The following is a 20663-nucleotide window of genomic DNA, read 5'->3' as shown; positions in this document are numbered from 1 at the left end:
GTACAGCTCAGTTGGTGGTGGCGGAGCCACCGGCCGCTTCGAGCTTCTCCTTGGCGGAGCCGGAGAAACCGTCGGCGGTCACGTTGAGCTTGACGCCGTTGACGTCACCGTTGCCGAGCACCTTGACGAGCTTGCCCTTGCGGACGAGGCCCTTCGCGACGAGCTCCTCGGCGCCGACCGTGCCACCGTCCGGGAAGACGCGGGCGATGTCGCCCACGTTCACCGGCTGGTACTCGGTGCGGAAGCGGTTCTTGAAGCCGCGAAGCTTCGGGAGCCGCATGTGGATGGGCATCTGCCCACCCTCGAAGCCGGCGGGCACGTTCTTCCGGGCCTTGGTGCCCTTGGTACCGCGACCGGCCGTCTTGCCCTTCGAGCCTTCACCACGACCGACGCGCATCTTCTCGCGCTTCGAGCCCGGAGCCGGGCGGAGGTGGTGGATCTTGATGGCCGTCATGCCTTGACCTCCTCGACCTCCACCAGGTGGCGGACGGTGTGGATCAGGCCGCGCACCTGGGGGGTGTCTTCACGCACGACGCTCTGGCGGATCTTGCGCAGCCCGAGGGTGCGCAGCGACTCGCGGTGAGCGTGCTTCGTGCCGATCTTGCTCTTGACCTGGGTGACCTTGAGCTGAGTCATGTCAGACCCCCTGGCCCGCGCGCTGGCGCAGCATCCGGGCCGGAGCGACGTCCTCGAGCGGGAGACCGCGGCGGGCCGCGACCTCTTCGGGACGCTGCAGACCCTTCAGGGCCGCCACGGTCGCGTGCACGATGTTGATCGCGTTGTCGGAGCCGAGCGACTTCGACAGCACGTCGTGGACGCCCGCGCACTCCAGCACGGCGCGCACCGGGCCACCGGCGATGACGCCGGTACCGGCGGAAGCCGGACGGAGCAGGACCACACCAGCGGCTTCCTCACCCGTGATCGGGTGGGGGATGGTGCCGCCGACGCGGGGAACGCGGAAGAAGTTCTTCTTCGCTTCCTCGACGCCCTTGGCGATCGCCGCGGGAACTTCCTTGGCCTTGCCGTAGCCGACGCCGACCTGACCGTCACCGTCACCGACGACGACGAGGGCGGTGAAGCTGAAGCGACGACCACCCTTGACGACCTTGGCGACGCGGTTGATCGTCACGACCTTCTCGAGGTGCGGGGTCTTGTCCTGGCCGGCCCCGCCACGGCCGCTGTCGCGCCGGTCCCGGCCGCCACCGCGACGTTCATTGCGGTCGTTGCCGCCCTGCCCGCCGGGTCCGCCCTGTCCGCCGCCGAATTGCCGTGTACGTCCCGGCATCAGGCATTCCTTCCGTTAACAAGCTTCTGCATCGTCAGAACTCCAACCCCGCCTCACGGGCGGCGTCGGCGAGCGCGGCGATGCGGCCGTGGTAGGCGTTGCCCCCACGGTCGAACACCACAGCCGAGATCCCGGCGCTCTTGGCACGGGCCGCGACGAGTTCCCCGACCTTGGCGGCCTTGGCCTTCTTGTCGCCGTCCAGCGCCCGCACGTCCGCCTCGAGGGTGGACGCCGAGGCCAGCGTGTGACCGACCAGGTCGTCGATGACCTGCACGGCGATGTGCCGCGAAGACCGCTTGACGACCAGGCGCGGACGCTGTTCGGTGCCCGAGACCTTCTTGCGGAGCCGGAAGTGCCGACGGGTCTTCGCAACGCGGCGGCGGGTCGAGATGTCCTTGCCCACCGGCTTGCGCTTCGTAGTCGTGTCGCTCATGATCACTTACCCGTCTTTCCGACCTTGCGGCGGATCTTCTCACCCTCGTAGCGCAGGCCCTTGCCCTTGTACGGGTCCGGGCGCCGCAGCTTGCGGATGACGGCCGAGATCTGGCCGACCTTCTGCTTGTCGATGCCGGAGACCGAGAACCGGGTCGGGGTCTCCACCTTGAAGGTGATGCCCTCGGGGGCCTCGATCTTCACCGGGTGCGAGAAACCGAGGGCGAACTCGAGGTCCGAGCCCTTGGCCTGCACACGGTAACCGACACCGTGGATCTCGAGCTTCTTCTCGTAGCCGGCGGTGACGCCGACGACGAGGTTGTTCACCAGCGTGCGGGTGAGGCCGTGCATGGCCTTGCTGGTGCGCTCGTCGTCCGGGCGCTTGACCAGCAGGGTGCCGTCCTCATCGCGCTCGACCGTGATCGGCTCGGCGATGGTGTGCTCCAGGGTCCCCTTGGGGCCCTTGACGCTGATGTGCTGACCGTTGATGGTCACCTCGACCCCGGAGGGGACGGCGACCGGCAGCTTTCCGATGCGTGACATGTCTGTGCCCCCTTCCTTACCAGACGTAGGCGAGGACTTCGCCGCCCACGCTGTTTCGCTTGGCCTGACGGTCCGTCTGCAGCCCCGAGGACGTCGAGATGATCGCGACGCCGAGGCCACCGAGAACGGACGGCAGTTCGGTCGATTTTGCGTAGACCCGCAGGCCGGGCTTGGACACGCGCCGGAGGCCGGCGATGCTGCGCTCACGGTTGGGGCCGTACTTGAGCTCGACGATCAGGTTCTTGTGCTTCTCGCCCGGCTCGTCGCGGTAGCTCGCGATGTAACCCTCGCGCTTGAGGATCTCCGCGATGTTCGCCTTGAGCTTCGAGTGGGGAAGCACGACCTCGTCGTGGTACGCCGAGTTCGCGTTACGCAGACGGGTCAAGAAGTCTGCGATCGGGTCGGTCATCGTCATGGTGACCTGTCAACCTTTCTCGCCTGGTTCCCCGCCGCCCGGAGTGCGGGCGGCGGGGCCTGTGGCGAAGTGGGAGTTAAAGATAAAGAAACGCTTCTACCAGCTGGACTTGCGGACCCCGGGCAGCTCGCCCGCGTGCGCCATCTCGCGAAGGCAGATCCGGCAGAGCCCGAACTTGCGGAACACCGCGTGCGGGCGGCCGCACCGCTGGCAGCGGGTGTAACCGCGAACGGCGAACTTCGGCTTCTTCGCGGCCTTGTGGACCAGTGCTTTCTTGGCCATCGGCTCAGTTCTCCTTGAACGGGAAGCCGAGCTTGCGCAGCAGCGCCCGGCCCTCGTCGTCGTTCGTGGCGGTCGTGACGACGGTGACGTCCATACCGCGCGGGCGGTCGATGGAGTCGGGGTCGATCTCGTGGAACATCGACTGCTCGTTGAGACCGAACGTGTAGTTGCCGTGGCCGTCGAACTGCTTCGGCGAAAGCCCGCGGAAGTCGCGGATACGCGGCAGCGCGATGGTCAGCAGCCGGTCGAGGAACTCCCACATGCGGTCGCCGCGCAGCGTGACGCGCGCGCCGATCGGCTGACCCTCACGCAGCTTGAACTGCGCGATGGACTTGCGGGCCTTCCGGACCTCGGGCTTCTGGCCGGTGATCAGGGAGAGGTCCTTGACCGCACCCTCGATCAGCTTGCTGTCGCGAGCGGCGTCACCGACACCCATGTTCACGACGACCTTCACGACACCCGGGATCTGGTGGACGTTGACGAAGGAGAACTCCGCCTGCAGCTGTCCCTTGATCTCTTCGCGGTAGCGCACCTTGAGGCGCGGCGCGACCTTCTCTGCGGTGGTCATCAGATGTCCTTACCGTTCCGGCGCGAGATCCGGACCTTCTTGCCGTCCTCGCCGATGCGGTAACCCACCCGCGCCGGCTTGCCGTCCGCGTCGACGACCATCACGTTCGAGACGTGGATGGGCGCCTCCTGCGTGACGATGCCGCCGGACTGCGCGCCGCGCTGGGTCTGGCTGATCCGCGTGTGCTTCTTGATCCGGTTCACACCCTCGACCAGGACGCGGTCGCGCTCGGGGTAGGCCATGATGACCTTGCCCTTGGCGCCCTTGTCCTTGCCGGCGATGACGACGACCGTGTCGCCCTTCTTCACCTTCATCACAGCACCTCCGGCGCGAGCGAAATGATCTTCATGAACTTTCGGTCGCGCAGCTCGCGGCCCACCGGGCCGAAGATGCGGGTGCCCCGGGGCTCGTTGTCGTTCTTGATGAGCACGGCGGCGTTCTCGTCGAACCGGATGTAGGAACCGTCCGGACGACGACGCTCCTTCACCGTGCGGACGATGACGGCCTTGACGACATCGCCCTTCTTCACCCCGGCAGCCGGGATGGCGTCCTTCACGGTGGCGACGATGATGTCGCCGATGCCGGCGTAGCGCCGCCCGGAGCCACCGAGAACGCGGATGCAGAGAATTTCCTTCGCACCCGTGTTGTCGGCTACCCGAAGCCGCGACTCCTGCTGGATCACGTCAACTCCTGTATGTCGCGCCGGTTCTCGCCCCGACGAGCGAGCCTTGCGGAACTAAGGACTCTTGGGAGAGCCCTGCTTACTTGGCCTTCTCCACGATCTGCACCAGGCGCCACCGCTTCGTTGCCGACAGCGGGCGGGTCTCCATCAGGGTGACCCGGTCGCCCACGCCCGCCTCGTTGTTCTCGTCGTGCACCTTGACCTTGGTGGTGCTGCGGACGACCTTCGAGTAACGGGGGTGCTTCTTGCGGTCCTCGAGCTCGACCACGATCGTCTTGTTCATCTTGTCCGAGACCACGTAGCCCTCGCGGACCTTGCGGTCGTTCCGGGCCGGCGTCTCGGTGGTGGGCTCGCTCATGCGGCACCTTCACTCTCGGCGTCGGGGGCAACGGACAGGCCGAGTTCGCGCTCGCGCATGACCGTGTAGATCCGCGCGATGTCCGTGCGGACGGTGCGCAGACGGCGGTTGTTGTCGAGCTGCCCGGTCGCCATCTGGAAGCGGAGGTTGAAGAGCTCCTCCTTGTATTCCTTCAGACGCAGGACGAGCTCTTCCGCGGTGAGCTCACGCAGCTCCGATGCCACAGCACCAGCGTTCGCCATCAGAACTCACCACCTTCACGGGTCACGATGCGGCACTTCATGGGCAGCTTGTGGATCGCGCGGCGGAGCGCCTCACGGGCGGTCTCCTCGTTCGGGAACGAGATCTCGAACATCACGCGGCCCGGCTTCACGTTGGCGATCCACCACTCGGGCGAACCCTTACCGGAACCCATGCGGGTTTCCGCCGGCTTCTTGGTCAGCGGGCGGTCCGGGTAGATCGTCGTCCACACCTTGCCACCACGCTTGATGTGACGGGTCATGGCGATACGAGCGGACTCGATCTGCCGGTTCGTCACGTAGCTGTGCTCAAGCGCCTGGATGCCGTACTCGCCGAAGCTGACCTTCGTGCCACCCTTGGCGGCGCCGTGGCGCTTCGGGGAGTGCTGCTTCCGGTGCTTGACCCTGCGCGGGATGAGCACGTCTCAGCCCTCCGTCTTTTCTGCGGTCTCGGTGGCCGGAGCCGCCTCGGTCGTGGCGGCAGCGGCGGCGCGACCGGCTTCGGTCGACGTGGCGGTCGTGCCCGAGGCGCCGGAACGACGCGGACGGGACGGCCGGTCGCTGCGCTCGCGACGCGGCGCGCGCTCGGCGGCGTCACGGGCTTCGCGGGCCTTCAGGCCACCGACGAGCTCACCCTTGTAGATCCACACCTTGACGCCGATGCGACCGAACGTCGTCTTGGCCTCGAAGAAGCCGTAGTCGATGTCGGCGCGCAGCGTGTGCAGCGGGACCCGGCCGTCGCGGTAGTGCTCGGAGCGGGACATCTCGGCACCGCCGAGACGACCGCCGCACTGCACGCGAATGCCCTTGACCTGCGGCGAACGCATGGAGGTCTGGATCGCCTTCCGCATCGCGCGGCGGAACGCCACGCGGTTGGAAAGCTGCTCCGCGACCGCCTGGGCGACCAGCTGGGCGTCGGCCTCGGGGTTCTTGACCTCGAGGATGTTCAGCTGGACCTGCTTCTTGGTCAGCTTCTCCAGCGCGCCGCGGATCCGGTCGGCCTCCGCGCCGCGGCGGCCGATGACGATGCCCGGCCGGGCGGTGTGGATGTCGACGCGGACGCGGTCACGGGTGCGCTCGATCTCGACCTTGGAGATGCCGGCGCGCTCCATGCCCGTCGCCAGCAGCTTGCGGATCTTGACGTCCTCGGCCACGTACTCGGCGTACTGCTTGTCGGCGTACCAGCGCGACTTCCAGTCCGTGGTGATACCCAGGCGGAAGCCGTGCGGGTTGATTTTCTGGCCCACTACCGGCCACCTGCCTTCTTCTTGCTCTGAGCCTTCGGCGCGGCGGCGGCCGGACGCGACTCCACCTCGACGGTGATGTGGCTGGTCCGCTTGCGGATCCGGTACGCGCGGCCCTGGGCCCGCGGGCGGATGCGCTTGAGGGTCGGGCCCTCGTCGGCGTACGCGTTCTTGACCCAGAGCGTCTCCGGGTCCAGCTGAAGGTTGTTCTCGGCGTTGGCCACGGCGCTCGCGAGCACCTTCGCGACCGGCTCGCTCGCCGCCTGGGGGGCGAAACGGAGCACGGCCAAGGCGTCGGCGGCGCTACGTCCCTTGATGAGCTCGATGACCCGGCGCACCTTGGTAGGCGAGTCCCGGACAAAGCGAGCCCGCGCGTAAGCCACAGGCAGAGCCTCGGCCACGTCGTTCTGGGCGTTCATCGCTAGTTCCTTGATCTCTCGTGCCCGCTCAGCGGCGGCGCGACTTCCGGTCGTCCTTGATGTGACCCTTGAAGGTCCGAGTCGGGGCGAACTCCCCGAGCTTGTGACCCACCATTGCCTCGGTGACGAACACCGGGACGTGCTTGCGGCCGTCGTGCACCGCGATCGTGTGACCCAGGAAGTCCGGGATGATCGTGGAACGACGCGACCAGGTCTTGATCACGGTCTTCTTGCCCGACTCGTTGAGAACGTCCACCTTCTTGAGCAGGTGGTCGTCCACGAAGGGGCCCTTCTTCAGGCTACGTGGCATGTTCTTCTACCTCCCTGCTCAGCGCTTGTTCTTGCCGGTACGGCGACGGCGGACGATCATCGCGTCGGATGCCTTGCGGCGGCGCGTACGACCCTCGGGCTTACCGTTCGGGTTGACCGGGTGGCGACCACCGGAGGTCTTACCCTCACCACCACCGTGCGGGTGGTCGACCGGGTTCATGACGACACCACGGACCGTGGGGCGCTTGCCGCGCCAGCGGTTGCGGCCGGCCTTGCCCCAGTTGATGTTGGCGTGCTCGGAGTTGCCGACCTCGCCGATGGTGGCGCGGTTGCGCACGTCCACGTTGCGGATCTCACCCGAGGGGAGACGCAGCTGGGCGTACGGCCCGTCCTTGGCGACGAGCTGCACCTTCGCGCCCGCGGACCGCGCCATCTTCGCGCCGCCACCGGGGCGGAGCTCGATCGCGTGGATCACGGTACCGACCGGGATGTTGCGCAGCGGCAGGTTGTTACCCGGCTTGATGTCGGCGCGGGGGCCGTTCTCGACCGTGTCACCCTGGCGGAGCTTCTCCGGCGCGATGATGTAGCGCTTCTCACCGTCGGCGTAGTGCAGCAGCGCGATGCGAGCGGACCGGTTGGGGTCGTACTCGATGTGCGCGACCTTGGCGGGAACGCCGTCCTTGTCGTTCCGGCGGAAGTCGATCAGCCGGTACGCACGCTTGTGACCGCCACCCTTGTGCCGGGTGGTGATCTTGCCGGACGAGTTGCGACCGCCCGAACCGCTCAGCGGACGCAGCAGCGACTTCTCGGGAGTCGAGCGCGTGATCTCGGCGAAGTCCGAGACGCTCGAACCGCGACGACCCGGGGTCGTCGGCTTGTACTTGCGGATGCCCATGTCAGCTCAGTCCTTTACGCGGTGGGTCCGCCGAAGATCTCGATCGCCTTGCTCTCAGGCGAAAGAGTCACGATGGCGCGCTTCGTGTCCTTGCGCTTGCCGAAGCCCGCGCGAGTCCGCTTCCGCTTGCCCTGCCGGTTGGCCGTGTTGACGCTGACCACCTTGACGCCGAACACCTTCTCGACCGCGATCTTGATCTGGGTCTTGTTGGCGTCCGGGCGGACGATGAACGTGTACTTGTGGTCCTCGAGGAGCCCGTAGGACTTCTCGGAGATCACCGGCGCGAGCAAGATGTCGCGGGGATCGGCAATGGCGACCGAACTCACTGCTCGTCACTCCCTTCCGAAATCTCGCTCGACCGAGCCGAAGCCTTCGCGCTCTTGCCCCGGGCGGGGCCGGCGACGAAGCCGTCGTAAGCGGCCTTGGTGAACACGACGTCGTCGTTGACCAGGACGTCGTAGGTGTTGAGCTGGTCGAACCAGATCAGGTGGACCTCGGCGAGGTTCCGCAGGGAAACCCAGCTGAGCTCGTCGTCCCGGTGCAGCACCACGAGCACGCGCTTCGCCTGCGTCACCGCGGCGAGGGCGGCCTTGGCGGCCTTGGTCGACGGCTTCTCACCCGTCACCAGTTCGGTGACGACGTGCAGCTGGCCGGCGCGGGCCCGGTCCGAGAGGGCGCCACGCAGAGCGGCGGCCTTCATCTTCTTCGGGGTGCGCTGGGAGTAGTCACGCGGCGTGGGGCCGTGGACGACACCGCCACCGACGAACTGCGGCGCGCGGGTCGAACCCTGGCGGGCACGGCCGGTGCCCTTCTGGCGGTACGGCTTCTTGCCGCCACCGCGAACCTCGCCACGGGTCTTCGTGTCGTGCGTGCCCTGGCGGCCGGCGGCCTGCTGGGCCACCACCACCTGGTGCATCAGCGCGACATTGGCCTGCACGTCGAAGATCTCCTCGGGGAGGTCCACGGTGCCGTCGGCTTTACCGGCCGGGGTCTTCAGCTCGACGCTTGTCATTCGGAGTTACCACCCTTCGCGGCGCTGCGCACGAACAGCAGGCCGCCCTTGGGACCGGGCACGGCGCCCTTGATCAGCAGCAGGCCGTCCTCGGCACGCACGGCGTGCACGGTCAGGTTCTGCGTGGTGACCCGGTCGTTGCCCATCCGGCCCGCCATGCGCAGGCCCTTGAAGACGCGGCCGGGGGTGGCACAGCCACCGATCGAACCCGGCTTGCGGTGCACGGCCTGGGCACCGTGGCTCGCGCCCTGGCCCTTGAAACCGTGGCGCTTCATGACACCGGCGTAGCCCTTGCCCTTGCTGGTACCGGTCACGTCGACCTCGACGCCGGCGGCGAACACCTCGGCGGTGATCTCCTGGCCGACCTCGTAGGTCTCGGCGTCGGTGGTACGCAGCTCCGCGAGGAAGCGCCGCGGGGTCACGCCCGCCTTGTCGTAGTGGCCGGTGCGCGGCTTGTTCACCTTGCGCGGGTCGACCGCGCCGAACGCCAGCTGCACGGCCTTGTAGCCGTCCTTCTCCTGCGTCCGAACCTGGGTGACCACGTTCGGACCGGCCTTCACGACGGTGACCGGGACAACCCGGTTCTGCTCGTCGAAGACCTGGGTCATGCCGAGCTTGGTGCCCAGGATGCCCTTCATCTGCCTGTCAGACATGAGTCTCTTATCTCCGCCGCTCGCCCAACGCTTACTGGATGTTGACGTCGACGCTCGCCGGCAGGTCGATGCGCATGAGCGCGTCGACCGTCTTCGGCGTCGGGTCGAGGATGTCGATCAGACGCTTGTGCGTGCGCATCTCGAAGTGCTCGCGCGAGTCCTTGTACTTGTGCGGCGAGCGGATGACGCAGTAAACGTTCTTCTCGGTGGGCAGCGGCACCGGCCCGACAACACGGGCGCCGGTGCGCGTGACCGTCTCCACGATCTTGCGCGCCGAGGTGTCGATCGCCTCGTGGTCGTAGGCCTTGAGCCGGATGCGGATCTTCTGTCCCGCCATGGTGGCTGCTCGTTCCTTGTCGTCTCGTGCCGCTATCTCACAAACCCGTCCCGGATGTCCCCATCCAGACCCGAGTTTCCGCAGTTCAACGGCCCTGTCCCCGGTCCACGCGGTCGGGCGTGTCGCGCCCGACGCACAGACGGATCCCGCGGGATCGTCGTCTTGCCTGGTCTTCCTCAACGTGAGGAGGCTATGAGCCGGCTGACCGTCTCACTGCCTTTGCCCGCTCGCCTACCCGAAGGAAGAGGCTCGGCGGACCGTGGCCACTCATACCGAGGCGGCCGGACCCTCTCGGAGAAAACCCCGATGAGGATCGGCCGCCCCAGGACGAGCAACCTGAATAGTGTCGCACACGTGATTTGACGCCCCTGACCCGGGGGTGTATTGCCCCCGGGCCGGGCGCTAAATCACTTGATGATCTTGGTGACCTGACCCGCACCGACGGTGCGGCCACCCTCGCGGATGGCGAAGCGCAGGTTCACGTCCATGGCGACGGGCTGGATCAGCGCCACCGAGATGTCGGTGTTGTCGCCCGGCATGACCATCTCGGTGCCCTCGGGGAGGGTCACGACGCCGGTCACGTCGGTGGTGCGGAAGTAGAACTGCGGGCGGTAGTTGTTGAAGAAGGGGGTGTGACGGCCACCCTCGTCCTTCGACAGGATGTAGACCCGGCCCTCGAAGTCGGTGTGCGGGGTGGTGGTACCCGGCTTCACGACGACCTGGCCGCGCTCGACGTCCTCGCGCTTGATACCGCGGACGAGGAGGCCGACGTTGTCGCCCGCCTGGCCCTGGTCCAGCAGCTTGCGGAACATCTCGACACCGGTGACCGTCGTCTTGGTCGACTTCTCCTTGATGCCGACGATCTCGACCTCTTCGTTCACGTTGACCACGCCACGCTCGACGCGGCCGGTGACGACGGTGCCGCGACCGGTGATCGTGAAGACGTCCTCGATCGGCATGAGGAACGGCTTGTCGAGCTCGCGCACCGGGTCCGGCACGTTGTCGTCGACAGCGGTCATCAGCTCGAGAACGGCTTCGCCCCACTTCTCGTCGCCCTCAAGGGCCTTGAGGCCCGAGACGCGCACGACCGGAGCGTCGTCGCCCGGGAACTCCTGCGAGGACAGCAGCTCGCGGACCTCCAGCTCGACGAGCTCGAGGATCTCCTCGTCGTCGACCATGTCGGCCTTGTTCAGCGCGACCACGATGTAGGGCACGCCGACCTGGCGGGCGAGCAGCACGTGCTCACGGGTCTGCGGCATCGGGCCGTCGGTCGCCGCGACCACGAGGATCGCGCCGTCCATCTGCGCGGCACCGGTGATCATGTTCTTGATGTAGTCGGCGTGACCGGGGGCGTCGACGTGCGCGTAGTGACGCTTCTCGGTCTGGTACTCGACGTGCGAGATGTTGATCGTGATACCGCGCTGGCGCTCTTCGGGCGCGTTGTCGATCTGGTCGAACGCACGCGACTCGTTGAGCTCCGGGTACTTGTCGTGCAGAACCTTGGTGATCGCCGCGGTCAGCGTGGTCTTGCCGTGGTCGACGTGACCGATGGTCCCGATGTTGACGTGCGGCTTGCTCCGCTCGAACTTCGCCTTCGCCACTGGAATGTCCTCCTGGACTGATTTCGCTTTGTGCTCGGGGGCCGGCGTGGCTGCCGACCCCCGAATGTTCCTTCGTCGGTGCTAGCGGACGTTCAGGAGAGTCCCTTAATGCCCGCGCGCGGTGGGGGGAGTTACTCCCCCGTCGCCTTCGCGATGATTTCCTTCGCGACGTTCGCGGGAACCTCGGCGTAGGAGTCGAACAACATGGAGTAGTTCGCCCGGCCCTGGGTGCGGGACCGGAGGTCACCGACGTAGCCGAACATCTCCGACAGCGGGACCAGCGCCTTCACGACGCGGATGCCCGCCCGCTCCTCCATGGCCTGGATCTGACCACGACGGGAGTTGAGGTCACCGATGACGTCACCCATGTAGTCCTCGGGCGTGGTCACCTCGACCGCCATCATCGGCTCCAGGATCACGGGGTTGGCCTTCTTCGCGGCTTCCTTCATCGCCATGGAACCGGCGATCTTGAACGCCATCTCCGAAGAGTCGACCTCGTGGTAAGCACCGTCCAACAGGGTGAACTTCAACCCGACGAGCGGGTAGCCGGCCAGGACGCCGTACTGCATCGCGTCCTGGGCGCCCGCGTCGACCGACGGGATGTACTCCCGCGGCACGCGGCCACCGGACACCTTGTTGTCGAACTCGTAGAGCGCGCCGTCGGTGCGCTCGAGCGGCTCCAGCTTCACGATGACCTTCGCGAACTGGCCGGAACCACCGGTCTGCTTCTTGTGGACGTAGTCGAGCTTGTCGACCGTCTTCTTGATCGTCTCGCGGTAGGCGACCTGCGGCTTGCCGATGTTCGCCTCGACCTTGTAGTCGGACTTCATCCGGTTCACCAGCACCTCGAGGTGCAGCTCACCCATGCCCGCGATGATCGTCTGGCCGGTGTCCTCGTCCAGCTTGACCTGGAACGTCGGGTCCTCTTCGGCCAGCTTCTGGATCGCCAGGGACAGCTTCTCCTGGTCGGCCTTCGTCTTCGGTTCGATCGCGACCCGGATGACCGGCTCGGGGAACGTCATCGACTCCAGCACGATCGGGTTCTGCGGGTCCGCCAGGGTGTCACCCGTGGTGGTGTCCTTCAGGCCGATGACCGCGTAGATGTGGCCGACCTGGGCGTCGTCGACCGGGTTCTCCTTGTTGGAGTGCATCTGGAAGATCTTCCCGATGCGCTCCTTGCGCTCCTTGGTCGCGTTGACGACCTGCGCCCCGGCGGCGACCTTGCCCGAGTACACCCGGATGTAGGTCAGCTTGCCGAAGAACGGGTGCGCGGCGATCTTGAACGCGAGCGCGGCGAACGGCTCGTCGACCGACGCCTTGCGGGACGCCACGGTCTCGCCGTCGGGCAGCAGGCCCTCGACGGCCGGGACGTCCAGCGGGGTCGGCAGGTAGTCGATGACCGCGTCGAGCATGGGCTGCACGCCCTTGTTCTTGAACGCGGAACCGGCCAGCACCGGGAAGACCTGGCTGGTGATGGTGAGCTTGCGGATGCCGGCCTTGATCTCGGCCTCCGTCAGCTCCTCACCCTCGAGGAACTTCTCCATCAGCGCGTCGTCCGCCTCGGCGACGGTCTCGACGAGCTTCTCGCGGTACTCCGCGGCCAGCTCGGCCAGCTCGGCGGGGATCTCCTCGACGGAGTAGTCCTCACCCTTCTGGACCTCGCCGCGCCAGGTCAGCGCCTTCATGCGGACCAGGTCGACGACGCCTTCGAAGTCGTTCTCGGCGCCGATCGGCAGCTGGATGACCAGCGGCCGGACACCGAGGCGCTCGACGATGGTCTTCACGGTGTAGTAGAAGTCCGCACCGAGCTTGTCCATCTTGTTGACGAAGCAGATGCGCGGGACGTCGTACTTGTCCGCCTGCCGCCAGACCTGCTCGGACTGCGGCTCGACGCCTTCCTTGCCGTCGAAGACGGCGACCGCACCGTCGAGCACCCGGAGGTTGCGCTCCACCTCGACGGTGAAGTCGACGTGGCCCGGGGTGTCGATGATGTTGATCTGGTGGTCGTCCCAGAAGGTGGTGGTCGCAGCCGAGGTGATGGTGATACCCCGCTTCTGCTCCTCCTCCATCCAGTCCATGGTGGCGGCGCCGTCGTGGACTTCACCGATCTTGTAGTTGACCCCGGTGTAGAACAGGATCCGCTCGGTGGTGGTCGTCTTGCCGGCGTCGATGTGGGCCATGATGCCGATGTTTCGGACCTTGTTCAGGTCGGTCAGCACTTCACGTGCCACGAGAGTGTTCCCCTGTTCTCATGCTTGGGGCCCGGCATGGCTTGGTCGACAGCCGGGCGGTCATCACCAGCGGTAGTGCGCGAAGGCCCGGTTGGACTCGGCCATCTTGTGCGTGTCCTCGCGGCGCTTCACGCTGGCACCGAGGCCATTGGAAGCGTCGAGGAGCTCGTTCTGCAGACGCTCGATCATCGTCTTCTCGCGGCGGGCCTGCGAGAAGGAGACCAGCCAGCGCAGCGCCAGGGTCGTGGAGCGGCCCGGCTTGACCTCGATCGGCACCTGGTAGGTGGCGCCACCGACGCGGCGGCTCTTCACCTCGATGGTGGGCTTCACGTTGTCGAGAGCGCGCTTCAGCGTGACGACCGGGTCGGTGCCCGTCTTCTCGCGAGCGCCTTCGAGCGCGCCGTAAACGATGCGCTCGGCCAGGGACCGCTTCCCGTCCTTCAGCACCTTGTTCACCAGCTGGGTGACCAGCGGGGAGGCGTAGACGGGGTCGGAGATCAGCGGCCGCTTCGGGGCCGGACCCTTGCGGGGCATTAGCTCTTCTCCTTCTTCGCGCCGTACCGGCTGCGCGCCTGCTTGCGGTTCTTCACACCCTGGGTGTCGAGAGAACCGCGGATGATCTTGTAACGGACACCCGGAAGGTCCTTCACACGACCACCACGCACGAGCACCATCGAGTGCTCCTGCAGGTTGTGGCCCTCACCGGGGATGTAGGCGGTGACCTCGATGCCGCTGGTCAGCTTCACACGCGCGACCTTGCGCAGCGCCGAGTTCGGCTTCTTGGGGGTCGTGGTGTACACGCGAGTGCACACGCCACGCCGCTGCGGGCTCCCCTTGAGGGCCGCGGTCTTCTGCTTGGCAGCCTTGTCCTGGCGGCCCTTGCGGACCAGCTGCTGGATCGTGGGCAATGGACCAGCTTCCTGTCGTGATCTGCTTCTTCGTGTCTTCACCGGCCCCCGCGGTCGGGCGTGTCGGCCCGCGTCACGGTCTGTCGACCGGTAACTTCCCGGAGGGATTTTCCGTCGGAACCCCGACCTGCCGAAGCCGGTGACCGGGTGCCTGAGCACCCCGCCCATGCCGCACGGCACGCGGAGCGGCCCGACGCCTGCCGGGCACGGTCTCCAAAGATACCCGCCCATCTACCGGACGGAGCCAGCGGGGGGTCTGAAGGTCGGCGAACCTTCAGCCTACCTCTCAACGCCGACGGCGCGCCGGACATTCCACGGGGTGGCGCGAGGAGGCCCGGCGGGTGCCGGCGGGAGCCGGGAACCCCGCCAGGGGCCCGTTTCGCGGCCGGCGGCTCAGTCCTCGTCGGGCTTCGCGTGGTCCGGCTTGCCCGGGTTCGGGTCCCGCGAAAGGTCGATCAGCGGGTGCACGCCGGCCCCTTCGGGCGCCGCGTGGCTGCCGCCCGGCTTCGATTCCTCTTCGGACCGTCCGGCCCCTTCGGTGCTGCTCATCACACACTCCTAGCGCTCGTCCCCTGCTTCCCTCGGGCCCGAAACTACCCATTACCCGGTCGGGTGACGCAGTGGGATCGGATCCGCCGTTCCGTGCGTCACACCGTCGCCGAGGGACCACGATGTGTGGACCACGTACCGGACGTCGAGGAGGAAGCAGGACATGTCGGCCGAGTTCGACCAGGTGGTAGCCGAGTTCCAGCGGTTCGAGGCGAGCATCCGGAACGTCGACGACCGGTTCGCCGGGCTGGGCGCGATGCAGCGGGAGCTGACCGAGCTGCGGGCGAGCGCGGCGTCACCGGACGGCGGGGTCACCGTGACCACCGGGCCGGGCGGCGCGGTCCTCGACGTGAAGTTCACCGCCGCGGCGCTGGCGAAGGGTCCGCAGGCGCTGTCCACCGCCCTGATGGCGACGCTGCGGGAAGCCGTCGGCGCGGCCGCCCGGCGGCAGGCGGTGATCGTCGAGGAGCACATGGGCGACGACGAGGGCCTGGTCGAGCGGGTCCTCGAGACGCAGGCCGAGGCGTTCGGAACCAGCGTCGAGGAGCTGCGGTCGAAGCTGGCGGAAGAGACGACGAGCCAGGAAGCGCCGGCCGCCTCCGAAGACTTCCCCGAGGTGCGGGTGCTGCGCCAGGCCGACGCCCCGCCCCCGCCGGCACCGCCCGCGCGCGGCGGGTCCGCGGGCGACAGCTTCCTGCGGAGCCTGTACGACGAGGAGGACTGATGCCCGACGGAGCCGGCGGTTACCAGGTCCGGGTGGACGCGCTGCACGAGTACGTCGGCCGGCTGGGCGACTACAAGGACCAGGGCGCAGCGATCGCGGACAAGGTGGCCCAGTCCGACGTCGGCGACAAGTCGTGGGGCGTCGTCGGCGTCTTCACCAAGGGCGGGTACGACGACACCCTCCGCGAGCTGCGGGAGCTGCTGAAGTCGATCGCCGACGGGCTGACCTCGGCGCAGGAGAAGTTCACCGACGCGGCGAACGTCTACCAGGGCGTCGAAGACGACCACACGGCCTTCTTCGGGCAGGTCGAGGTCCTGCTCGACGGCCCAGGCAAGCAGCCGAAGAAGTAGGGGAACCGATGGCAGAGGTGGAGAACGTCGCGAGCGGGATCACCGTCAAGTCCGGCGACCCGGCCACGGTGCTCGGGATCAACGTCGGCAACGCGGTCAAGGCCACGCCGTTCGTCGGCGGCGCGGTCACCGTCGGCCAGGACGCCGTCTCCGTGACGAAGGCGGTGTTCGCGCCGCAGAAGGACGGCGCCGACATCACGCTGGCGCTCGGCTCGATCGCGACCGACACCGCGAGCTTCATCCAGTCGAGCTCGAGCACGATCACCGAGATCGCCACCGACCCGCTCGGCTGGCTCGTCGGGCAGGGGCTGAACTTCCTGGTCAACGCGGTCCAGCCGATCCAGGACGCGATCCACTTCGTCAGCGGTGACGGCCCGGCGCTGGGCGTCGCGGCCGAGAACTTCGGGGCGATCGCCACCGGGCTCGACGAGCTGGCGAAGAACTTCGGCGAGGTGGCCGACGACACGCTCAAGGACTGGCACGGCGACGCGAGCGACGCGGCGAAGACCGCGCTGGGCGAGTTCGCGCACGGGATCGAGGGCGTCGCGGGCAAGTCCGGCGACCTGGCGAAGATGCTGCAGCTCAACAGCATGCTGATGAGCTTCGTCGAGGACCTGGTCAAGGCGATCCTCACCGAGTTCGTGACCTGGCTGATCATGCTGTGGGTGCCGGCGCTGGCGGCCGCGGTGCCGACCTGCGGGGCCTCGCTGTCGGCCGCGGCGCCGGTGTCCGAGGTCAAGGCGGCCCAGACCACCGCGAAGACGACGCAGAAGGTGTCCAAGCTGCGCGAGCTGCTGCAGAAGGTGCTGGCCTGGCTGAAGAAGCTGCAGCAGCAGTTCGCGAACACGAAGCTCGGCAAGGCGCTGACGAAGATCGCGCAGGAGAACGAGGGCAAGGACCTCCTCCAGAAAACCGCCGGTGACAAGGGAATGCTCGGCAAGCGCTGGGCGAAGGCCTTCGAGAACCCCGTTCTCGACGCCGCCGGCAGGTTCGACTACACGAAGACGATGCTCAAGGCCGGCGCGAGCGAAGCCCTGAAGAAGGGCGGCGAAGCGGCGGTCAAGGGTGTGCTCGGGTACAACCCGGCCGACCCGGGCGACAACCCGGCCAAGACGCTGAACGACCACCTCGGCAAGCTCACCAGCCACGTCAAGAACGCCAAGAAGGCGAGCGACTACGACGAGACCGGTCGCGACCAGTCGGCCGAAGAAACCCGCGAGGACCTGGACTTCTGACGATGGAGACGCTGTTCACGATCGCCGTTGTCGTCGTGGTGGCCGCGATCGCCGCCGCGCTCTGGTGGCGGTCGCACCGGAAGTTCGTCGCGAGCCAGGAAGGCCACTGGTTCAAGGCCTTCGCGGCCGAGCAGGGCGGGACGTTCCACAGTGGACTCCCGGGTGACGCGGGCCCGGCGCCGACGTTCGGCGTCGTGCACCCGGCCGGCCGGCCGCTGGCCGAGTGGCCGCGCGAGACCTGGGTCGAGTTCCGCCACCGCGACCGGCCGGTGATCGGGATCGACGACCAGGAGTCGTACCGGCACTTCGACGACCACGTGTACTTCCGCGACACCCACGTCACGCAGGTGCAGGTGCCGCCGTGCCCGGAGCTGCGGATCGTGCCGGGCCGGGCGATGACCATGCCGACGCTGCCGCCGGACTCCCGGCTCGAAGGCGAGCTCGTCCGGTGGCTGGCCGCGAACCCGCGGTTCGCGCAGCGGGACGTCGTCGTCGAGCACGGGTCCGCGCGGACGTGGGGCCAGGGCTGCGCGACGCGGCAGCACCTCGTGGCCGAGGCCGACTACCTCGTCGACCTGGCCGGGAGCCTGCCCGCGGCGCTGTGGGCGCACTCGCCGCGCTGAGCGTCAGCGGCGGCGCGTCGTCAGGTGCGTGAGCCCGGCCGACAGCGCGAACACCAGGCCGAGGCCGACGACGTACGGCCCGGCGAGCAGCGCGAACCCGGCGCCGATGTTGGCGTCGGGCTCGTCGGACGTGGCCCGGAAACCGAGGGCGCCCACCGACAGCAGGACCGCTCCCACCGTGATCAGCAGGACGGCCACCACCGTGAGGCGCTTCGTGACAGGCGTCATGTCCCCATGGTGCCCGGGGTCGCCCGCGCCCGCTGAATTCGGTGGACAGCTTCCCCAGGATGGGGAGGTGGAGTGGAACATCACCGAGGTCCCCGTCGACGACCCGGACGCCGTCGCGATCATGCGCGAGTACATGGACGAAGTCGCTTCGCGGTACTACGGCCGCCCGGCCACCGACGCGGAGATCGAGACCGCGCTGGCCGACGAGCCGGGCACGGACCTGGTCGCCCCGACCGGAGCGTTCCTGCTCGGCCGGCGCGACGGCGTCCTCGCGGGCTGCGTCGGCACCCGCGTCCTCGAGCCGGGGCTCAGCGAGCTGACGAAGATGTACGTCAAGCCCGCCCACCGCGGCTCGGGAGCGGCACCCCGCCTGGTCGCGGCCGCGGAGGACGCAGCCAGGCGGCTCGGCTCGCGCCTGATGCGGCTCGACACCCGCCACGACCTCGTCGAGGCGCGGGCCCTCTACGCGCGGACCGGGTACGCCGAGGTCGAGCCCTTCAACGACGACAAGTACGCGGAGCACTGGTTCGCGAAGGTGCTCGACTGAATCGTTGGGGCACAACGGAAAGCGTCACCGGCCGGGCGAGCAACGCGTCCCCGCAGGAACATCCGCTCAGAGTTTGGTGCCGCAGTCCGAGCAGAACATCGCGCCCGCCTTGTTGGTTTCGCTGCCGCAGCCGCCGCAGCGGACCTTCAGGGCCAGGGCGGTGCCGCACGACTGGCAGAACTTGCCGCCTTCGGCCTTGAGGCCGCAGCCCGGGCAGGACACCTTGGCGCGGGTGTCGATGTCGAGGCCGGACGTCCAGTCCTTCTCGCGGGCCTTGTCCCAGATCTGGTCGCGCTGCGCCGAAGCCTGCGCGCGCGAGATCTCCTCGGCGACGCTCGGCGAGCAGCGCAGGCACTGGCCGATCTCCTCGTTCCAGCACTGGTCGTGGCACATCCAGTCGCCGCAGCCGCGGCACTGCCGGAAGCTCGGGGTGATCTCCTTGACCGCCGCCGCCAGTGCGCGGTCCTTGGCGGGAGAGTTCGTCGCGCGGTCGTAGCGCCACTGGTCGGCCGAATAGCTCAGGTCCCGCAGCGTCCCGCCGAAGAACGAGCCGACCGTGCGAAGCACGCTTCGCCCGGTTTCCATGTTGTCGCGCTGGAACGCGGAACGGAAACCGTTCCCGCAGCGTTCACAGCGGAACTCGAACTGGTACCCCTGCGTGTTGGAGAGGTCCGAGAAGTTGTCCGTGAAGGGCACAGAGTCAGCCACAGCCCATCTTCCCCAGCGGAGCGCGGGCCCGGTGACGGAAGTTTTGCCGACAACGGCTCGGCTACCGGACGTCACGATCGCCGTGGTACCACCAGAACCAGCGGCAGCAGCGCGAGAACACCGCCGACGACCGCCACCAAACCGTACCCACCGCCCGAAAACAGCTGTCCCGACCCCAAACCGGCCAAAGCGGACGCGGACCAGACCACCGCGTCGACCACGCCCTGGACCCGGCTGCGCGTCTCCGGTGCGAGGTCGCGGCTCAGCTGCGCGCTGCCGCCGACGAACACCAGGTTCCAGCCGTAACCGAGCAGGAACAGCGCCACCGGCAGGCCGGTCGTGTGCGCCGTCGGGGCGGCGACCGCGGTCGCCGACGCCAGCGCCAGCACGCCGAGCCCCGCGTTGATCGTCACGCGCGGGCCCCAGCGGTCGGCGATCCGGCCGCTCAGCGGCGCCAGCGCGAACATGCCGACCAGATGCGCGCTCAGCACCCAGCCGACGACGTCGAGGCCGTGCCCGTGGTCCTGCAGCTGCAACGGCGTCATCGTCATCACCGCGACCATCGTCAGCTGCGCGGCGACCATGGCCACCAACGGCTTCAGCACCGCGGGCGAGCGCACCGGCCCGCCGGCGGCGAACACCGCCGGCCGGTCCGGGAGCCGCTCGGGGACGCCGCGCGGCAGGAACGCCGCCGCCAGCGCCGCACCCGCCGTGGCGAACACCGCGACGGCGACCGGCCCCGACAGCGACGGCCAGCCGAACCGCGTCACGACGTTCGCCGCCGGCGCCATCAGCGCGGGCCCGGCGAGCGCGCCGACCGTGCCCGCCCAGACGACCGTCGAGAGCGCGCGGCCCCGGCGTTCCTCGGGGTACAGGTCCGCGGCGACGTAGCGGGACAGCTGCGCTCCCCCGTTGCCGATACCGACCAGGAGGATGCCGAGCAGCAGCGGCAGCAACGACGTCGTCAAGGCGCCCGCGAAGGCGACCAGCGCACCGGCCGCCGCGACGCCGTACCCGGCACCCAGGACCCGGCGGCGGCCGTGCGCCGGGAGCAGCAGGCCCGCGCCGAGCGCTCCGGCGGCCGTCCCGAGCACGCTCGCGACGCTCGGCAGGCCGCTCCACCCCGGCCCACTGCCCGCGGCGACGATCAGCGTGGCCGCGGTGCTCAGCCCGACCGTGGCCGTGTTGAGCAGCGCGACGCCGGTGAAGAGCGCCGCCATCGACCGGGTCCGGCCGGTTGTCGTCAGAGTCCCCATGACCAGCAACTTTAGGGATTTCCGGGCCCCGGACGAAGGGGCGATCAACGGCAATTCGGTCGCTCGGGC

The 20663-nt window shown here is 68.2% G+C and carries 34 protein-coding genes; 5 read left to right on the top strand and 29 right to left on the bottom strand.

Annotation, left to right across the window (positions count from 1 at the left end; all coding sequences use genetic code 11):
* Nucleotides 1-7: 7 nt before the first annotated feature.
* From rplO to VA596_RS21010, 26 genes are all read right to left on the bottom strand, one after another.
* Nucleotides 8-454, bottom strand: a complete 447-nt coding sequence (gene rplO, locus VA596_RS21135) for a 50S ribosomal protein L15 (protein WP_323329526.1) — start codon at nt 452-454, stop codon at nt 8-10.
* The gene (rpmD, locus tag VA596_RS21130; RefSeq protein ID WP_005166796.1) at nt 451-636 is read right to left on the bottom strand and encodes a 50S ribosomal protein L30; all 186 of its coding nucleotides are present in this window, start codon (nt 634-636) and stop codon (nt 451-453) included. Before rpmD ends, rplO begins: the two co-directional genes overlap by 4 nt.
* A gap of 1 nt (nt 637) precedes the next feature.
* Complete coding sequence (gene rpsE / locus VA596_RS21125; RefSeq protein ID WP_013222614.1) at nt 638-1285, bottom strand: 30S ribosomal protein S5; 648 nt, start codon at nt 1283-1285, stop codon at nt 638-640.
* 34 nt (nt 1286-1319) lie between these two features.
* Entirely contained in the window at nt 1320-1718 is a 399-nt protein-coding gene (gene rplR / locus VA596_RS21120) for a 50S ribosomal protein L18 (protein ID WP_323329525.1), read from the bottom strand.
* 2 nt (nt 1719-1720) lie between these two features.
* Nucleotides 1721-2260: a 50S ribosomal protein L6 gene (gene rplF / locus VA596_RS21115; protein WP_323329524.1), complete on the bottom strand. Its 540-nt coding sequence runs from the start codon at nt 2258-2260 to the stop codon at nt 1721-1723.
* Between the two features lie 16 nt (nt 2261-2276).
* The gene (rpsH, locus tag VA596_RS21110) at nt 2277-2675 is read right to left on the bottom strand and encodes a 30S ribosomal protein S8 (protein ID WP_155548873.1); all 399 of its coding nucleotides are present in this window, start codon (nt 2673-2675) and stop codon (nt 2277-2279) included.
* Nucleotides 2676-2771: 96 nt separating this feature from the next.
* A complete protein-coding gene (locus VA596_RS21105; protein ID WP_284745392.1) occupies nt 2772-2957 on the bottom strand; it encodes a type Z 30S ribosomal protein S14 in 186 nt (61 codons plus the stop codon).
* Nucleotides 2958-2961: 4 nt separating this feature from the next.
* Nucleotides 2962-3525, bottom strand: a complete 564-nt coding sequence (gene rplE, locus VA596_RS21100; RefSeq protein WP_323329523.1) for a 50S ribosomal protein L5 — start codon at nt 3523-3525, stop codon at nt 2962-2964.
* A complete protein-coding gene (gene rplX, locus VA596_RS21095; protein WP_323329522.1) occupies nt 3525-3839 on the bottom strand; it encodes a 50S ribosomal protein L24 in 315 nt (104 codons plus the stop codon). Before rplX ends, rplE begins: the two co-directional genes overlap by 1 nt.
* Nucleotides 3839-4207 (bottom strand): 50S ribosomal protein L14, encoded by a 369-nt coding sequence (rplN, locus tag VA596_RS21090; protein WP_004558867.1) that lies wholly within the window; start codon nt 4205-4207, stop codon nt 3839-3841. Before rplN ends, rplX begins: the two co-directional genes overlap by 1 nt.
* Nucleotides 4208-4286: 79 nt before the next feature.
* Nucleotides 4287-4565 (bottom strand): 30S ribosomal protein S17, encoded by a 279-nt coding sequence (rpsQ, locus tag VA596_RS21085; protein WP_013222609.1) that lies wholly within the window; start codon nt 4563-4565, stop codon nt 4287-4289.
* On the bottom strand, nt 4562-4807 hold the full coding sequence (rpmC, locus tag VA596_RS21080) for a 50S ribosomal protein L29 (RefSeq protein WP_323329521.1): 246 nt from the start codon (nt 4805-4807) through the stop codon (nt 4562-4564). Before rpmC ends, rpsQ begins: the two co-directional genes overlap by 4 nt.
* Nucleotides 4807-5226, bottom strand: coding sequence for a 50S ribosomal protein L16 (gene rplP, locus VA596_RS21075; RefSeq protein WP_004558864.1), 420 nt, complete (start codon nt 5224-5226; stop codon nt 4807-4809). Before rplP ends, rpmC begins: the two co-directional genes overlap by 1 nt.
* Before the next feature lie 3 nt (nt 5227-5229).
* Nucleotides 5230-6051 (bottom strand): 30S ribosomal protein S3, encoded by an 822-nt coding sequence (rpsC, locus tag VA596_RS21070; RefSeq protein WP_323329520.1) that lies wholly within the window; start codon nt 6049-6051, stop codon nt 5230-5232.
* Entirely contained in the window at nt 6051-6467 is a 417-nt protein-coding gene (gene rplV / locus VA596_RS21065; protein WP_323329519.1) for a 50S ribosomal protein L22, read from the bottom strand. Before rplV ends, rpsC begins: the two co-directional genes overlap by 1 nt.
* A 28-nt stretch (nt 6468-6495) precedes the next feature.
* Nucleotides 6496-6777 carry a 30S ribosomal protein S19 gene (gene rpsS / locus VA596_RS21060; RefSeq protein ID WP_026468892.1) on the bottom strand — a complete coding sequence of 94 codons (282 nt, stop codon included), beginning with the start codon at nt 6775-6777 and terminating at the stop codon, nt 6496-6498.
* Nucleotides 6778-6795: 18 nt separating this feature from the next.
* Nucleotides 6796-7632 carry a 50S ribosomal protein L2 gene (rplB, locus tag VA596_RS21055; protein ID WP_323329518.1) on the bottom strand — a complete coding sequence of 279 codons (837 nt, stop codon included), beginning with the start codon at nt 7630-7632 and terminating at the stop codon, nt 6796-6798.
* Between the two features lie 14 nt (nt 7633-7646).
* On the bottom strand, nt 7647-7958 hold the full coding sequence (gene rplW, locus VA596_RS21050) for a 50S ribosomal protein L23 (RefSeq protein ID WP_091618496.1): 312 nt from the start codon (nt 7956-7958) through the stop codon (nt 7647-7649).
* Entirely contained in the window at nt 7955-8644 is a 690-nt protein-coding gene (gene rplD / locus VA596_RS21045; protein WP_323329517.1) for a 50S ribosomal protein L4, read from the bottom strand. The genes rplW and rplD overlap by 4 nt, the downstream gene beginning before the upstream one ends.
* Nucleotides 8641-9297, bottom strand: a complete 657-nt coding sequence (gene rplC / locus VA596_RS21040) for a 50S ribosomal protein L3 (protein ID WP_086675504.1) — start codon at nt 9295-9297, stop codon at nt 8641-8643. The genes rplD and rplC overlap by 4 nt, the downstream gene beginning before the upstream one ends.
* Before the next feature lie 31 nt (nt 9298-9328).
* Nucleotides 9329-9634 carry a 30S ribosomal protein S10 gene (rpsJ, locus tag VA596_RS21035; protein WP_003102098.1) on the bottom strand — a complete coding sequence of 102 codons (306 nt, stop codon included), beginning with the start codon at nt 9632-9634 and terminating at the stop codon, nt 9329-9331.
* 407 nt (nt 9635-10041) lie between these two features.
* Entirely contained in the window at nt 10042-11235 is a 1194-nt protein-coding gene (tuf, locus tag VA596_RS21030) for an elongation factor Tu (RefSeq protein WP_323329516.1), read from the bottom strand.
* A gap of 131 nt (nt 11236-11366) precedes the next feature.
* Entirely contained in the window at nt 11367-13466 is a 2100-nt protein-coding gene (fusA, locus tag VA596_RS21025) for an elongation factor G (RefSeq protein ID WP_323329515.1), read from the bottom strand.
* Nucleotides 13467-13529: 63 nt separating this feature from the next.
* A complete protein-coding gene (gene rpsG, locus VA596_RS21020) occupies nt 13530-14000 on the bottom strand; it encodes a 30S ribosomal protein S7 (protein ID WP_003102106.1) in 471 nt (156 codons plus the stop codon).
* On the bottom strand, nt 14000-14374 hold the full coding sequence (gene rpsL, locus VA596_RS21015) for a 30S ribosomal protein S12 (RefSeq protein WP_003102113.1): 375 nt from the start codon (nt 14372-14374) through the stop codon (nt 14000-14002). The genes rpsG and rpsL overlap by 1 nt, the downstream gene beginning before the upstream one ends.
* Before the next feature lie 393 nt (nt 14375-14767).
* A complete protein-coding gene (locus VA596_RS21010; protein WP_323329514.1) occupies nt 14768-14923 on the bottom strand; it encodes a hypothetical protein in 156 nt (51 codons plus the stop codon).
* A 163-nt stretch (nt 14924-15086) separates the two neighbouring features.
* Here VA596_RS21010 and VA596_RS21005 point away from each other — a divergent pair, with 163 nt between their 5' ends.
* Genes VA596_RS21005 through VA596_RS20990 form a run of 4 tightly spaced genes read left to right on the top strand, consistent with a single transcriptional unit; the run spans nt 15087 to nt 17855 of the window.
* Nucleotides 15087-15647, top strand: a complete 561-nt coding sequence (locus VA596_RS21005) for a YbaB/EbfC family nucleoid-associated protein (protein ID WP_323329513.1) — start codon at nt 15087-15089, stop codon at nt 15645-15647.
* Entirely contained in the window at nt 15647-15997 is a 351-nt protein-coding gene (locus tag VA596_RS21000) for a hypothetical protein (protein WP_323329512.1), read from the top strand. The genes VA596_RS21005 and VA596_RS21000 overlap by 1 nt, the downstream gene beginning before the upstream one ends.
* An 8-nt stretch (nt 15998-16005) precedes the next feature.
* The gene (locus VA596_RS20995) at nt 16006-17232 is read left to right on the top strand and encodes a hypothetical protein (protein ID WP_323329511.1); all 1227 of its coding nucleotides are present in this window, start codon (nt 16006-16008) and stop codon (nt 17230-17232) included.
* A gap of 2 nt (nt 17233-17234) precedes the next feature.
* Nucleotides 17235-17855 carry a hypothetical protein gene (locus VA596_RS20990; RefSeq protein WP_323329510.1) on the top strand — a complete coding sequence of 207 codons (621 nt, stop codon included), beginning with the start codon at nt 17235-17237 and terminating at the stop codon, nt 17853-17855.
* Nucleotides 17856-17858: 3 nt separating this feature from the next.
* On the opposite strand, the gene VA596_RS20985 is transcribed toward VA596_RS20990, so the two are convergent.
* Nucleotides 17859-18083, bottom strand: coding sequence for a hypothetical protein (locus VA596_RS20985; RefSeq protein ID WP_323329509.1), 225 nt, complete (start codon nt 18081-18083; stop codon nt 17859-17861).
* Between the two features lie 67 nt (nt 18084-18150).
* On the opposite strand from VA596_RS20985, the gene VA596_RS20980 reads away from it, so the two are divergent.
* Nucleotides 18151-18630 carry a GNAT family N-acetyltransferase gene (locus VA596_RS20980; RefSeq protein WP_410171910.1) on the top strand — a complete coding sequence of 160 codons (480 nt, stop codon included), beginning with the start codon at nt 18151-18153 and terminating at the stop codon, nt 18628-18630.
* Nucleotides 18631-18696: 66 nt separating this feature from the next.
* Here the strand turns inward: VA596_RS20980 and VA596_RS20975 are convergent, their stop codons facing one another.
* Complete coding sequence (locus VA596_RS20975) at nt 18697-19338, bottom strand: zinc ribbon domain-containing protein (RefSeq protein WP_323329508.1); 642 nt, start codon at nt 19336-19338, stop codon at nt 18697-18699.
* Between the two features lie 71 nt (nt 19339-19409).
* On the bottom strand, nt 19410-20594 hold the full coding sequence (locus tag VA596_RS20970; RefSeq protein WP_323329507.1) for an MFS transporter: 1185 nt from the start codon (nt 20592-20594) through the stop codon (nt 19410-19412).
* Between the last annotated feature and the right edge of the window lie 69 nt (nt 20595-20663).

Source organism: Amycolatopsis heterodermiae, assembly GCF_034929455.1.
Lineage (GTDB): Bacteria > Actinomycetota > Actinomycetes > Mycobacteriales > Pseudonocardiaceae > Amycolatopsis > Amycolatopsis heterodermiae.
The sequence above is the reverse complement of the archived record's forward strand: the minus strand, read 5'-3'. Positions and strand labels throughout refer to the sequence as shown.